Origin of the sequence: Oleiagrimonas sp. (assembly GCF_027858935.1) — a bacterium.
In the GTDB taxonomy this organism is placed as follows: Bacteria; Pseudomonadota; Gammaproteobacteria; order Xanthomonadales; family Rhodanobacteraceae; genus Oleiagrimonas.
The window spans coordinates 1-13113 of the sequence record NZ_JAQIBU010000191.1; the positions used below are offsets into that span (position 1 = coordinate 1).

Consider the following 13113-nt stretch of genomic DNA (forward strand, 5'->3'; position numbering starts at 1 on the left):
TCCTTGTATAGCGAGGAAATATCCACGCAGGAAGGACCGAGAGTGGGCTCGATCAGGGGCATTTCAGTGCTGAGATTGTTGCTCTCGTCGATCAGCTTGACGGTCTTGTCAGACACGGCGAACTCCTTGCATTCGATCCCGGCAAGCTCGCGAGCGCGGTGCCGGTGGGGACATGGATTCTTCCGGCGCGGCAATCTTGGATTGCGCTGCGCCACAACGGACGTTGGCGTGCCCGTCATCTCCCCATTATGACACAGTACGCGCCCGTCTTGTCCGGCCACCTGCGGTTACCGGACACGCAATGCTTGCTGGACACGCAAAAAACCGCGGGCATTTCGGCCCACGGTCTGCTGCTGGATCGGTTGCGATGACAGCGCCGGATCGAGTCCGGAACGTGCCGTCCAGGCGCTTACTTCTTGACGCCAGCACCGTAACGGCGGCGGAACTTGTCCACACGGCCGCCGGCGTCGATGTTCTTCTGCTTGCCGGTATAGAACGGGTGCGAATGGCTGGAGATTTCCACCTTGATCAGCGGATACTCGTTGCCATCCTCCCATTTGACGGTTTCCTTGCTGGACATCGTCGACTTCGTCAGGAAAGAGAAATCAGACGAAAGGTCCTGGAATACCACCGGTTGATACTTCGGATGGATATCGGGCTTCATGGCTCGCTCCGGGCTAAAGCGCGGGGAAAAGACGGCCATTGTAGCGACCACGTCCCGCCTACCGCAAGCGCGAAGTGCAACGCGTTCATGCCGCCTTTGCGCCCAATGCCGCCGCCGCCAGGACAGCAAAGCGCTGCGTATCGACCTTCAACACGATGCGAGCGTTGACCGGGCGTCCGAGCCGCGCCTCCCAGTCGACCACGGTCGCGCCACGCGTCAGGTCGCCTTCCAGCTCGACCGCCACGTGTCGGGTTTCACTCTCAATAATCATGCCCGGATCCAGCGCCACGGCCATGGCCAAGGCGTCGGCCGCCACCACGCCCGTACGTCCAAGGCGCGCGTTCCAGGCCCGCGAGATCGCGCAGACTCTGGAAAAGAACGCGGCGCGCAGGTCGCCGCTGTGCAGCCAGGCGTCAAACCGAACCCCTTCAAAGGCATGGCGTACGCTCGCCTCCCAGTCGACCAGATCAAATACGCCGAAGGACTCAAAGACCACGTGCGCGGCCTCCGGATCGAATCCGATGTTGAATTCGGCCGGTGCCATGGCCGTATTGCCGCGGCCATGTACCGCGCCGCCCATGATCACCAGGCGACCGATGCGCTCGGGCAAGGAAGGGTCCAGTCGAAGCGCCAGTGCCAGATTGGTCAAAGGACCCAGCGCCACCAGAGTGGCCCCGGGCTGCTCACGACTGATGCGCAGCAACGCACAGGCGGCATGTTCGTTTTCGGCCCTGCGCCCGGAATCGGCAAACCCCACATCCCCAAAGCCATCGGCTCCATGGACTTGCGCGGCGTTCTCGCCGGACGGTCGCACAAGGGGCACCGGGCATCCCGGGAATACCGGGGTATCCGCCTTGATCAAGTCCATCAACGTGAGTGCATTGCGCACGGTATGGTCCAGACCCACGTTGCCGGCAGCGATCCCCAGACCAAGAACCCTGGCGTGCTGGTGGGCCATCATCAGCGCCAACGCATCATCCACGCCGGGATCGGTATCGATGATCAACGATACTCTGGTCATGCCCTGCCCCGCTTCAAATGGAAAACACCGAGAATAGCTCAGGCATCGGCATAGCGGGCGGCGGCGCCGATCCATCGATCAACAAGGCGTTCGGCCTCGAGCGGGTGCTTTTCCAGCATCGCCTCGCCGACACGCTGCACCGCCGGCAGCAGGTACGCGTCACGGGCAAGATCCGCGACGCGAAACTCCATGCGCCCGGTCTGACGGGTACCCAGTACCTCACCCGGCCCCCGCAACTCCAGGTCCTTCTCGGCAATGCGGAATCCGTCGCTGGTCTCGCGCATCACCTGCAACCGCTCGCGTGCCATGGCCGACACGGGTGCGTGATAGAGCAGTACGCAACTGGAAGCCACGCTGCCGCGACCGACTCGACCACGCAACTGGTGCAATTGCGAAAGCCCCAGGCGCTCAGCGTTCTCGATGACCATCAGGCTGGCATTGGGTACATCCACGCCGACCTCGATGACCGTGGTTGCCACCAGCACCGCCACCTCCCCGGCCCTGAAGGCATCCATCACGGCCTGTTTTTCGCGACCCTTCATGCGACCGTGCACCAGCGCCACGCTCAGCCCCGCGAGGGCCGAGTCCAGCTCGGCATGCACCACCTCCGCGGCCTGTGCCAGCAACTGCTCGGACTCCTCGATCAATGTGCAGACCCAGTACGCCTGACGACCCTCGCCACAGGCCACGCGCATGCGCTCGATCACCTCTCCGCGACGCGAACCGGCAATCACCACCGTCTGCACCGGCGCGCGTCCGGGCGGCAATTCGTCGATGGAAGACACATCGAGATCGGCATAGGCACTCATCGCCAGCGTGCGCGGAATCGGGGTGGCCGTAAGCACCATCTGATGCGGCACCAGCGCGCCGTCACGTCCCTTGTCACGAAGCGCCAGGCGTTGATGCACGCCGAAGCGGTGCTGCTCGTCGATGATCACCAGACCGAGGCGTTCGAACACCACACCTTCCTGCATCAGCGCGTGCGTGCCGACCACCAGCGACGCACCTCCGGCAACCGCCGACAGCGCCTGCTTGCGCGCCTTGCCCTGAACGCGTCCGGCCAGCCACACCACCTCGATCCCGAGCGGTTCTAACCAGCCGCGCAAATTGCCCAGATGCTGCTCGGCCAGCAACTCAGTCGGCGCCATCAAGGCGACCTGCCATCCCTGTTCGACCGCGGCCAGGGCGGCCACGGCCGCCACCACGGTCTTGCCGCTTCCGACGTCGCCCTGGACCAACCGCAGCATCGGTTGCGGACGGGCAAGGTCCTTCGCCACCTCGGCATTTACCCGTTGCTGCGCAGCCGTGAGGGTGAATGGGAGTGCCGAGAGGAAACGAGCGCGCAAGCCATCGTCCCCGTCCAGCGCAGGCGCGCGGAAATTGCGGATCTGGGCGCGCAGCCGCTTGAGGCTCAGATGCTGGGTGAGCAGTTCCTCGAATGCCAGGCGCTGCTGCGCAGCATGGCGGCCGTTCGCAAGCGCACTGAGATCAGCATCGGCGGGCGGACGGTGTACGGTCAGCAGGGCTTCGCGCAGTGAGCCCAGCCCCAGGCCTTCGCGCATGGCATCCGGAATCAATTCCAGTTCGCGCTCGTCGGGCAACCACGCCAGCGCATTGTCGATGACGCCGCGCAGGCGTTTCTGGCCCAGACCTTCGGTGGTCGGGTAGATCGGGGTCAGGTGATCCTCGACGGCCTTGTCCACGCCCACGCGCTGGTACTGCGGATGCACCATCTCCGGGCCTCTCGCACCCATGCGCACCTCGCCGTAGCAGCGCAAGCGCACACCGGGCTGCAGCTGGTCGGCCTGGGCCTTGCGGAAATGGAAGAAGCGCAGCAGCAATGTGCCCGTGGAATCGTCGCCCAGTGCGACCTTGAGTTGCGGGCGATATCGGAATCCACATTCGGCGGCTTCGATGACACCCTCGATCTGCGCGCGCTCACCGATCACCAGCTCGGCCATGGGGGTGATCCGGGTGCGGTCCTCGTAGCGCAACGGCAGATGGAACCACAGATCCTGCACGCAACCGACGCCCAGCCGCTGAAGCGCACGCGCCAGCGCAGGGCCGACCCCGGAAAGATCGGTGACCGGTCGCTTTGCGGCGAGGGTATCGTCAGCGCGCATGATCTTGCGAGCCTAGCCCGGATTGGACCGCTTGTGCAGCAGGCCTTTCCCACATGTCGTGTCGGCCCACACCGACATGCGCGAACGCGCCACTGCTTCAGTCCAGCACCAGTACCGCATCCACCTCGATCTGCGCACCCTTGGGCAAAGCGGCAACCTGAATGGTCGCGCGTGCCGGATACGGCTGCTCGAAATATTCGCTCATCACGCTGTTGACGCTGGCAAAGTGCGCCAGATCCGTCATGTAGATGCCGATGCGGACGGCACTGGACAGACGGCCTCCAGCGGCCTCGCATACCGCACGCAGGTTCTCGAACACACGCCGCGCCTGGACCGCGATGTCGCCGTGAACCAATTGACCGGACGCCGGATCCAGCGGAATCTGGCCGGACAGGTAGACGGTTTGCCCGGCGCGCACGGCCTGGGAATAGGGGCCAATGGCGGACGGAGCCTTGTCGGTGGCGATGATGCTACGGGACATGACGACCTCTGAAAGGCAATGCGGTAAACCGCGAGCTTAGCAAGCTATTGCGATGCCGCAATACACCTGTCGAATGCCGACTGCCTCAAACCGGATACCGGTAGACGCCATTGACCACGCCTGAACGCCGTACCTTGCGCATCACGTCGGCCAGATGCTTGCGGTCCTTGGCCTCGATGGTAAACAACAAGGTGGCCGCCGACAGATCGCGTTCGATGTACTGGACGTTCTCGATGTTGGACTCGGCCTCCGCAATCGCCGATGCGACCGTGGCCAGCACGCCGGTCCGGTTGACCACCTCGATGCGCAGTTGCACCTTGAAGTCACCCTGCACATCCCGGTCCCAGGCAATGCCGATGACGCGTTCAGGCGACTTGCGAAATTCCACCATGTTGGGGCATTCGGCGCGGTGCACCACCAACCCCTTGCCCGCCGAGAGATAGCCGATGATGTCGTCGCCGGGAAGCGGATGGCAGCATTTGCCGAAGCTGAGCACGCCGTGCTCGTTTCCGGTGATGCGGATTTTCTCCCGCGGGGTGCCGAGCGCAGCCATCTTCTGCCCGGAAACTGTGCCGATCAGCTGCAGCGCGACATGATCAGGCATGCGGTTGCCCAACGCGATCTCGGCCAGCAGTTCTTCGAAGCGATTGAACTTGTTGTCCGCCAGATAGCGCTCGAGCGTCTTGGGCCGGATGCTGTCCAGACTGCTGCCACATGCATCCAGGGCGCGATCGAGCATCCGATGGCCGAACTGCACCGCATCCTCATGCTGCAGATGCTTGAGGTACTGGCGGATCGCAGTGCGCGCCTTGCCGGTCACCACCACATCCAGCCAGTCCAGGCGCGGCATCGACGAGGGCGCGGTGATGATCTCCACGCGCTGGCCCGACTCGAGCCGGGTACGCAGCGGTACAAGTTTGTCGTTGACGCGCGCAGACACCGCATGGTCGCCGACATCGGTATGCACGGCGTACGCGAAATCGATTGCGGTGGCATTGCGCGGCAGCGACATGATCTCGCCCTTGGGCGTGAACAGATAGACCTCGTCCGGGAACAGATCAACCTTGACGTTTTCGATGAACTCGGCCGAGGAATCGGTCACGGCCTGGCGCTCAACCAGACCGGCCAGCCACTCGCGAGCACGCGACTGGGCACTGTTGGCAGGACCGCTTTCGGTCTTGTAGACCCAGTGTGCAGCCACGCCGCGTTCGGCTACCGAATCCATTTCCTCGGTACGGATCTGTATTTCTATGGGCGCGCCAAATGGCCCGAAGAGCACCGTGTGCAGCGACTGATAGCCGTTGGCCTTGGGTATCGCAATAAAATCCTTGAATCGGGTTTCCACCGGCTTGTACAGCATGTGGATGGCGCCCAACGCCTGGTAGCACTGCATCACGTTGTCGGTGACCACGCGGAAGCCATACACGTCCATCACCTCGTCGAAGGACTTGTGCTCGCGGCGCATCTTGTTGTAGATGCTGTAGGGTGCCTTGATGCGGCTGACCACGTGCGAGGGGATGCTTTCCTCTGAGAGCCGCTTCTCCAGCGCTGCCTCGATACGGATCATGGCCTCGCGCCGGTTGCCCAGCGCGCTGCGGATGCGCGCGCTGATCACCCGGTGACGATCTGGATACAGGGCGCGGAAACCCAGGTCCTGCAACTCGCCCTTGATACGGTTCATGCCCAGGCGTTGCGCGATCGGTGCGTAGATTTCAAGGGTCTCGCTCGCGATGCGGCGGCGCGACGATGCATCCTTGGCGCCGAGCGTACGCATGTTGTGCAGGCGATCGGCCAGCTTGATCAGGATCACCCGCAGGTCGCGCGCCATCGCCAGTAGCATTTTGCGGAAGCTCTCCGCCGCCGCCTCCTGGCGACTGCGGAAACGCACGCTGTCGAGCTTGGTGACGCCATCGACGAGTTCGACCACCACTTCGCCGAATTCGGCCACGATCTGCTCGCGATCCAGCGGCGTGTCCTCGAGCGTGTCATGCAGAATCGCGGCAATGATTGTTTCCGCGTCCAGATGCAGGTCAGACAGGAGCGTGGCTACCGCGACCGGATGGGTAATGTAGGGCTCGCCGCTTTTGCGCTTTTGTCCGGAGTGGGCGTGCGCCCCCAGAAGATAGGCGCGCCGGACTCGGGCGATGTCTTCGACCGACATGTATTTGCCCAGACGATCCTCCAGCGCGAGGACATCGGCGGGAATCACGTCAGGGTCGGCCGGTTCGGGAGGTGCAGCCGCGCGCATGGACGGGCGACGACCGGTCAGGTCGCCGGCCTCCCCGGCGGCGTGCCGCATGCGGTGGCCTGCCCGGCATACCGGACACGAGCGTGCCAACGCGAGCGGCAATGAGGATGCATCACTCCTCCGCGTTCTTCACAGGATTCTCGTCGTCGACTTCGGCAGCGGCCCATTCCAGGGCCTCGCGTTCGGCCCGATCACGCTCAGCCCGATCGATTGCATCGATGGTGGCCTCGTCGATTCGCTCGTCGGCGATCTCGCGAAGGGCCAGCACGGATGGTTTGTCATGCTCGGGCTCGACCATGGATTCGGCACCATGGGCCAGCTGGCGGGCACGACGGGTCGCCATCAATACCAGCTCGAAACGGTTGTCGACCACCTTCAGGCAGTCCTCGACGGTAATTCGGGCCATGCGGAATTCCTTGCAATAAAAAGACTTATGAAAGGTGTCAAGTGTAGCTTCGCCACGACCTGACTGGCAATGGCAAGCGCTGTTTGGGGACGGCAAACATGCAGGCTAGCCAGTCCCGACAATTATAATTAAACTCCACGGTACACATTAAGGAAAGACCTTTCGATCATGCTCCCCTCGCTGAGACAGAATCTACGTCGTGCCGTGTTGCTCACAGCCGTAGTGTTCCTGGCTGGATGCGCTATCGCCAAACCGCGCACTGATGACCCGTACGAGAAGTTCAATCGCAAGGTCTACGCCTTCAACAGCGCCATAGACACGGCAGTGATCCGTCCGGTTGCGGTAGGCTACCGCAAGATCACCAATCCACCGGTGCGCCGCTCCATCAGTGATTTCTTCACCAACATCCGCATGCCGGTCACGATCGCCAACGACCTGCTGCAGGCCCAACCCCAAAAGGCACTGGATGGAACCGGACGCTTCCTGGTCAATCTGACGCTTGGCCTGGGCGGCTTCTTCGACCCGGCCAGCCGAATGGGGCTACCGCAGCAAAATACCGACTTTGGCGTGACCCTGGCGCGCTGGGGTGTGCCGGAAGGGCCGTTCCTGATGTTGCCGTTCATCGGCCCGACCACCGCTCGCGCCTTCTGGAGTCTGCCGGTGGATGGTTACTTCTTCGACCCGATGTCGATCTATGAACGCAATCAGGGTTCGTTCAACCATGGCCAGCAGTATCTGCCCACGATCCTGTACCTGATCTCCTTGCGGGCCGGCGCAATTGATGCGGAGGGTTACCTGAAATCAGCCTATGATCCCTATGCATTCCTGCGTGATGCGTACCGCCAACGGCGTATCTACAAGATCTACTACGGCAATCCACCGAACAAGGTGATTGACCAGATGCAGGGACTCAACGAAAAAAACTTCGATCCCGACGCCCTGCTGCAACAACAGCACGCCTTCGAGAAGAAGAGCCACCAGTCCCCGGATACCCCCGACAAACCGAACAACAGCACACCCGCCAGTACCTCCAGTTCGGGCCATCCCTGAGCATTCAAGACGTGCAAAGCTGCCTGTCGCAGCATCGGGTGACATGAAAAAACCGGCCTGCAGGCCGGTTTTTTCATGTGCGGTGCAGCAAAAGTCTCGTTCTACGTATCACTTGGATCAGGCTTGGCAATACCCAGCAGTGCGTCGGTGCCACTTACCCGCGAAAGCAAGGCCAGCCCCTTCGGCACCGCACTCAGCTCAAGTTGCTGGTCGCGGTCGCGGGACTCGGCCATGAGTGCTAGAACACAGGCCAGGCCGGCACTGTCAGCGGAATTCACGCCGGCAAGATCCAGCACACGGATACGCTTGTCTTGCAGACGCTCACCCGCCTGCGACAGCACCGCTTCTGCAGTATCGAAATCCAGCGCGCCGGACACGGCCAGTGTGTCCGGCGCGCTGTGTTCAAGCGAAAACGCGCTGTGTCCGGTCGACATCCGCTCAGCTCCCATCCTTTTGCATCTTCTTGAGAGCCTCCGCACCGTTCTTCTGGAGGCGATCGATCAACCCTTCGATGCCAAGCTTGCGGATCTCGGCATCGACCTGTGCCCGATAGTTGGTGATGTAGGAAATACCCTCGATCACTACATCGTAGGCTTCCCAGTGCCCGTCCTGGGTCTTGTGGAATGCGTAGTCGACCGAAATGGTCTTGCCATCGTCTAGCATGACCTGGGTACGCACCATGGTGCGGCGATCATTCAACTGGCCCTTGAATGGCAGGACCTTGACACTGCCCTTGTTGTAATTGACCAGGCCCTCGGCATAGCGCTGCGTGATCGAATTGTAGAACGCCTTGGCGAAACGCTCGCGTTGCTCAGGCGTGGCTTGGCGGGCATGGCGCCCCAACACCAGGATCGACGCGTAGTCGATGTCGAAATGCGGCAGGAAGATGCCGTCGATGATCTTGATCAGCTTGCTCTTGTTCTTCTTCAGCTCCTCGCGATGCCCATCAATGGCCTTGGCCAGATTAGCCGTGACTTGCTTGACGACCTGTTCGGGCGTGGCTGCGGCCTGTTGCGTCGTGTCGGTTGCGGACGCATCCTGAGCAGCCATCGCGGGAACGGCAACCATTGCAGCCGGTGCGACGAGCGCAAGGGCCAGTGCCATGGAACGTAGCTTCATTTTCGGGTACTCCATGCGAGGATGGCGGAACGTATGTGGGTGGGGGATCACTTCTTCTTGCTGTCGCCGGACGAGCCGTTGACCATGAACTTGCCGATCAGGTCCTCCAGCTGAACTGCCGACTGCGTCAGGATCAGCTCGTCGCCATTCTTGAGCGAATTCGGCGAACCGCCGGGCTGGATACCAATATATTGGTCGCCCAATAAACCACTGGTTAACACCGATGCCGAGGAATCCTCGGGAATCTGGTTGTAACGCTTGTCGATGGACATGGTCACCAGCGCATCAAGCTTGGCCGGCTCGAGCTGGATCGACTGCACCGAACCGATCCGCACCCCGGCCAGTTTCACCGGCGCACGGTTCTTGAGCTGGCCGACATTGGTGAAGCGTGCCTTGAGGGTGTAGGAAGCGCCTTGGCTGACGTTGACCAGCGACGTGGTCTGCGTCGCCAGATAGGCCAGCGCGGCGAAGCCCAGCACAATGAACAATCCGGTGCCGACTGCATGGGAACGTCTCTGGGTCACGACAGGATCCTCGTTGGGTGAAGCGGTTCGTGCAATGGATGAATACGCATGACGATCACATCATGAACGCGGTAAGTACGAAATCGAGCGCCAGGATGGCAATCGAAGAGGCCACCACGGTGCGGGTCGTGGCATTGGCGACGCCTTCGCTGGTGGGCGGCGTGGTGTAACCCTGGTGTACCGAGATCAGCGTGACCACGGCGCCAAAGGCCAGACCCTTCCACAAGACACCATCGACCACATCCTTCCAGACATCGACGTTGCTGGTCATGTTGGACCAGAAGGTGCCGTTGTCGATGCCCAGCCAGGTCACGCCGACCAGATGACCGCCAAAAATGGCCATTGCCGCAAACACGCAGCACAACAGGGGCATGGCAATGACGCCGGCCAGGAAGCGCGGCGTGACCACGAAGGCGATCGGATCCACGGCCATCATCTCCATGGCTGAAAGCTGATCGGTGGCACGCATCAGGCCGATCTCGGCGGTCATCGAGGTGCCCGCGCGACCGGCGAACAGCAGCGCGGTGATCACCGGCCCCAGCTCGCGGTACACCGCCAGGGCCACCACGGTGCCGGTGGACGCGGTACCACCGAAGATCTCCAGCACATGGTACAGCTGCAACGAGAGCACCATGCCCACGAACAGACCGCAGGTCATGATGATGATCAGGCTCATCGCGCCAACGAACCACAGTTGACGCACGGTCTCGCGGAAATAGCGCATGCTGCGCGGAATGGCCGCGATCAGCGTGGGCAGGAACAGGCCGGCATCGCCAATCTGTTCCAGGCCATCAAGTAGGATGTTGCGGCGTTTGGCGGTCTCGCTCATGCGCCCTCTCCCAGGCCGAGTTCAGCCGCATAATCGGCGGCCGGGTAATGGAATGGAACCGGGCCATCGGATTCGCCGCCAAAGAACTGTCGCGTCCAGGGCGAGCCGTCGTCTGCAATGCTTCGCGGATCTCCCGCCGCCACGACCTTGCCGTTGGCGACCAGCATCACATGATCGGCCACCTGCTGGATCGCGGCCAGTTCGTGCGCCACCAGCACGCTGGTAATGCCAAGGGTCTGGTTGAGCGTACGAATCAGGAGCAGCACCTGGTTCAAAGCGATCGGGTCAAGGCCCACGAAGGGCTCGTCGTAGAGGATCAACATTGGGTCGAACACGATCGCGCGCGCCAGAGCCACGCGTCGTGCCATGCCTCCTGACAGCTCGGCCGGCATCAGTTTTGCCGCCCCGCGCAGGCCCACGGCCTGAAGCTTGGTCAGGACAATGTTGCGCACCAGTACCTCGGGCAGGCGGGTGTGCTGGCGCAGCGGGAAAGCGACATTTTCATAGACGTCATAGTCGGTCAGCAGCGCGGAGTTCTGGAACAGGTAGCCGATCTCCTCGCGCAAATCGTACAGGCCCTCGCGATTGAGCTGGGTCACGTTCTTGCCATCGACCAGGAGCTCGCCCGAATCAGGTTTCAGCTGACCGGTGATGTGCTTGAGCAGGGTGGTCTTGCCGGTGCCGCTGGGCCCCATGATGGCCGTGATCTTGCCGCGCGGGATGTCCATGTCCAGGCCATCGAAGATGACACGGCTGCCGAAGCTTGTTTTCAGGCCACGCGCGCGCACCATTGAGTTGTTGTTCGCCTCGGAACCGGAGGAGTCATTGGCTTCGGTCATGTGCAATCCAGTGATGGCCAGTAACGAACACCGCAACCGGTGTCCGTGTTCCAGATGGTGACACGCGCCGCAATTCCAAGCAGCAAGAGTGCCGCTGCAAACCTGAACCGCCGCTGCTCAACAGACACCATTTGCAGCAGATTCATCATGGATTCGCTCGCTGACCGTCAAGCAGTTCGGCGATCAGCGCCTGATGACGGGGATGCTGGAAGTTCGTGCCCTGGCGCACGGCCCGCACGATCGAGCGCAAGTCCTCCAGCGCATCCTCGAAACGGTCGTTGACAATGATGTAATCGAACTCGTGCGCGTGCGCAATCTCGCCGCGCGAATTGCGCAACCGGCGCTGGATGACATCCTCGCTGTCGGAACCGCGGCCACGAAGGCGGCGCTCCAGTTCCTCGCTTGAAGGCGGCAGGATGAACACGCTCACGCAGCCCGGCATGGCCTGGCGGATCTGGCGCGCGCCCTGCCAGTCGATTTCCAGCAGCACGTCGTGACCTTGCCCAAGCAGGCCATCCACGGTCTCGCGGGAGGTGCCATAAAGATTGCCGTGCACTTGGGCATACTCGAGGAACACGCCGTCGGCAATCTCGCGTTCGAACGTCTCGCGCTCGACGAAGTAATAATGCCGACCATATTCCTCGCCGTGCCGCGGGGGTCGCGTGGTATGCGACACCGAAAGCGAGATCGACGCATCGTCATGCAACAGCGCGTTGACCAGGCTCGACTTGCCCGCACCGGAGGGCGCCGCAACCACGAACAGGGTTCTCTCAGCGACTGTCATTCGGCGTCTTGCCCACACCTGCTGAAACAAAAACCAGCGTCCATGGCTGCCATGTCAGCCTGTTTTCCACGGCAACACGCGAGGCATACGGCATGGGATACGGGCAACTGGAATCCATTGCCGCAGTATACCGACTGCCGCGCAGGTCCGGAGTCCGTAGGCCCAGTACCGATCAAGGCAGCAAGAACGGCTGTCCCGTACACGTCATGCATGGATGATGATCCGGCTTGTATCACGCGCACCCCTGCTTGCCGTCCGGGCCAGCACGATAAGCCAGGCCTCCGGAACAAACCGGAGCAGGACAGGCGCAACCAATCCGCATTCATTCGATGTTCTGCACCTGTTCGCATAGTAAAGCGCAGGAACCGCACCACATAAGGAATGTGTCGCCGACAATTGTCCTCTGGGTACAGCCATGGGTACAACAAAAACGTCGGGTAGGCATGCCATTCATCGGGGAAGTATAACGGGCAGATTGAGCAATACCCTGCGCAAAGAGTCGGGATCGGTCTACATCGCCCAGCACGCGAGCAGGGCATCATGGACATGTCCCATTTCATGCGCTATGGGTTTGTCATTCATTCGGTGCATATTCCGATCAAACCCGCCACCGATTCCACTCTCAAACCGGCCACCCGTAACGATGTGAAACCGGCCACCCGAAATGCTCTCAAACCGGCCGGCGCTGGGGCTCTCGAATCCGCCTCCGTGGGCGCATGAATCCTTCCCTCCCGCGAGGCCTTCGGATCGTTGGGCACCGAGCACGACGCGGCGCGACGGGCAGACATCGGCCAACACCGGCCGGTCGCTGCCTCGACCATATAGTTGCAAAGCGGCCATTGAACGGCGGTGCCGACGAAGAGTCGGTTGCTCGCACCCGGTCACCTCCGGCGCATAATTGTCGCGGAGTTCCGCCCAAACTGGGCCAAAAGCGCACATTTCCAGTTTGCCGCGGGAGCGATGTTGCTCCAACATCTTCTCCAGATCGTCAAAACGGCGCATCTGCGAATAACGTCTGAATCATT

At 61.8% G+C, this 13113-nt stretch carries 15 protein-coding genes; 2 read left to right on the forward strand and 13 right to left on the reverse strand.

The annotated features are described in order from the left end of the window. Positions 1-409: 409 nt before the first annotated feature. The 6 genes from PF446_RS07070 to rpoZ all read right to left on the reverse strand — a co-directional run bounded on the left by PF446_RS07070 (position 410) and on the right by rpoZ (position 6943). Positions 410-664 (reverse strand): type B 50S ribosomal protein L31, encoded by a 255-nt coding sequence (locus PF446_RS07070; protein WP_298070594.1) that lies wholly within the window; start codon positions 662-664, stop codon positions 410-412. Between the two features lie 85 nt (positions 665-749). Next, positions 750-1685 carry a nucleoside hydrolase gene (locus PF446_RS07075; RefSeq protein ID WP_298070596.1) on the reverse strand — a complete coding sequence of 312 codons (936 nt, stop codon included), beginning with the start codon at positions 1683-1685 and terminating at the stop codon, positions 750-752. A 38-nt stretch (positions 1686-1723) separates the two neighbouring features. Further along, the gene (recG, locus tag PF446_RS07080) at positions 1724-3808 is read right to left on the reverse strand and encodes an ATP-dependent DNA helicase RecG (RefSeq protein ID WP_298070598.1); all 2085 of its coding nucleotides are present in this window, start codon (positions 3806-3808) and stop codon (positions 1724-1726) included. Between the two features lie 97 nt (positions 3809-3905). Continuing rightward, the gene (locus PF446_RS07085) at positions 3906-4289 is read right to left on the reverse strand and encodes a RidA family protein (protein ID WP_298070600.1); all 384 of its coding nucleotides are present in this window, start codon (positions 4287-4289) and stop codon (positions 3906-3908) included. 85 nt (positions 4290-4374) lie between these two features. Further along, entirely contained in the window at positions 4375-6450 is a 2076-nt protein-coding gene (locus PF446_RS07090; protein WP_298070615.1) for a bifunctional (p)ppGpp synthetase/guanosine-3',5'-bis(diphosphate) 3'-pyrophosphohydrolase, read from the reverse strand. Between the two features lie 199 nt (positions 6451-6649). Further along, complete coding sequence (rpoZ, locus tag PF446_RS07095) at positions 6650-6943, reverse strand: DNA-directed RNA polymerase subunit omega (protein ID WP_298070602.1); 294 nt, start codon at positions 6941-6943, stop codon at positions 6650-6652. A 168-nt stretch (positions 6944-7111) separates the two neighbouring features. Between rpoZ and PF446_RS07100 the strand changes: the two genes are divergently transcribed. Further along, a complete protein-coding gene (locus PF446_RS07100) occupies positions 7112-7993 on the forward strand; it encodes a VacJ family lipoprotein (RefSeq protein WP_298070603.1) in 882 nt (293 codons plus the stop codon). 101 nt (positions 7994-8094) lie between these two features. Here the strand turns inward: PF446_RS07100 and PF446_RS07105 are convergent, their stop codons facing one another. Genes PF446_RS07105 through gmk form a run of 7 tightly spaced genes read right to left on the reverse strand, consistent with a single transcriptional unit; the run spans position 8095 to position 12088 of the window. Continuing rightward, on the reverse strand, positions 8095-8427 hold the full coding sequence (locus PF446_RS07105; RefSeq protein WP_298070605.1) for an STAS domain-containing protein: 333 nt from the start codon (positions 8425-8427) through the stop codon (positions 8095-8097). Between the two features lie 4 nt (positions 8428-8431). Further along, the gene (locus tag PF446_RS07110; RefSeq protein ID WP_298070606.1) at positions 8432-9112 is read right to left on the reverse strand and encodes an ABC transporter substrate-binding protein; all 681 of its coding nucleotides are present in this window, start codon (positions 9110-9112) and stop codon (positions 8432-8434) included. 47 nt (positions 9113-9159) lie between these two features. After that, positions 9160-9636, reverse strand: a complete 477-nt coding sequence (gene mlaD / locus PF446_RS07115; RefSeq protein WP_298070607.1) for an outer membrane lipid asymmetry maintenance protein MlaD — start codon at positions 9634-9636, stop codon at positions 9160-9162. Between the two features lie 55 nt (positions 9637-9691). After that, positions 9692-10465 carry a lipid asymmetry maintenance ABC transporter permease subunit MlaE gene (gene mlaE / locus PF446_RS07120; RefSeq protein WP_298070608.1) on the reverse strand — a complete coding sequence of 258 codons (774 nt, stop codon included), beginning with the start codon at positions 10463-10465 and terminating at the stop codon, positions 9692-9694. Further along, a complete protein-coding gene (locus tag PF446_RS07125) occupies positions 10462-11304 on the reverse strand; it encodes an ABC transporter ATP-binding protein (RefSeq protein ID WP_343224662.1) in 843 nt (280 codons plus the stop codon). The genes mlaE and PF446_RS07125 overlap by 4 nt, the downstream gene beginning before the upstream one ends. Further along, on the reverse strand, positions 11301-11453 hold the full coding sequence (locus tag PF446_RS07130) for a hypothetical protein (protein ID WP_298070609.1): 153 nt from the start codon (positions 11451-11453) through the stop codon (positions 11301-11303). The genes PF446_RS07125 and PF446_RS07130 overlap by 4 nt, the downstream gene beginning before the upstream one ends. After that, positions 11450-12088: a guanylate kinase gene (gene gmk / locus PF446_RS07135; RefSeq protein WP_298070611.1), complete on the reverse strand. Its 639-nt coding sequence runs from the start codon at positions 12086-12088 to the stop codon at positions 11450-11452. Before gmk ends, PF446_RS07130 begins: the two co-directional genes overlap by 4 nt. Before the next feature lie 540 nt (positions 12089-12628). On the opposite strand from gmk, the gene PF446_RS07140 reads away from it, so the two are divergent. After that, on the forward strand, positions 12629-12808 hold the full coding sequence (locus tag PF446_RS07140) for a hypothetical protein (protein ID WP_298070613.1): 180 nt from the start codon (positions 12629-12631) through the stop codon (positions 12806-12808). Positions 12809-13113 lie beyond the last annotated feature (305 nt).

Excerpts from the sequence above, each read along its gene's own strand:
- PF446_RS07070 (WP_298070594.1), bottom strand. The coding sequence starts at position 664 with ATGAAGCCCGATATCCATCCGAAGTATCAACCGGTGGTATTCCAGGAC.
- PF446_RS07075 (WP_298070596.1), bottom strand. The coding sequence starts at position 1,685 with ATGACCAGAGTATCGTTGATCATCGATACCGATCCCGGCGTGGATGAT.
- recG (WP_298070598.1), bottom strand. The coding sequence starts at position 3,808 with ATGCGCGCTGACGATACCCTCGCCGCAAAGCGACCGGTCACCGATCTT.
- PF446_RS07085 (WP_298070600.1), bottom strand. The coding sequence starts at position 4,289 with ATGTCCCGTAGCATCATCGCCACCGACAAGGCTCCGTCCGCCATTGGC.
- PF446_RS07090 (WP_298070615.1), bottom strand. The coding sequence starts at position 6,450 with ATGTCGGTCGAAGACATCGCCCGAGTCCGGCGCGCCTATCTTCTGGGG.
- rpoZ (WP_298070602.1), bottom strand. The coding sequence starts at position 6,943 with ATGGCCCGAATTACCGTCGAGGACTGCCTGAAGGTGGTCGACAACCGT.
- PF446_RS07100 (WP_298070603.1), top strand. The coding sequence starts at position 7,112 with ATGCTCCCCTCGCTGAGACAGAATCTACGTCGTGCCGTGTTGCTCACA.
- PF446_RS07105 (WP_298070605.1), bottom strand. The coding sequence starts at position 8,427 with ATGTCGACCGGACACAGCGCGTTTTCGCTTGAACACAGCGCGCCGGAC.
- PF446_RS07110 (WP_298070606.1), bottom strand. The coding sequence starts at position 9,112 with ATGAAGCTACGTTCCATGGCACTGGCCCTTGCGCTCGTCGCACCGGCT.
- mlaE (WP_298070608.1), bottom strand. The coding sequence starts at position 10,465 with ATGAGCGAGACCGCCAAACGCCGCAACATCCTACTTGATGGCCTGGAA.
- PF446_RS07125 (WP_343224662.1), bottom strand. The coding sequence starts at position 11,304 with ATGACCGAAGCCAATGACTCCTCCGGTTCCGAGGCGAACAACAACTCA.
- PF446_RS07130 (WP_298070609.1), bottom strand. The coding sequence starts at position 11,453 with ATGATGAATCTGCTGCAAATGGTGTCTGTTGAGCAGCGGCGGTTCAGG.
- gmk (WP_298070611.1), bottom strand. The coding sequence starts at position 12,088 with ATGACAGTCGCTGAGAGAACCCTGTTCGTGGTTGCGGCGCCCTCCGGT.
- PF446_RS07140 (WP_298070613.1), top strand. The coding sequence starts at position 12,629 with ATGGACATGTCCCATTTCATGCGCTATGGGTTTGTCATTCATTCGGTG.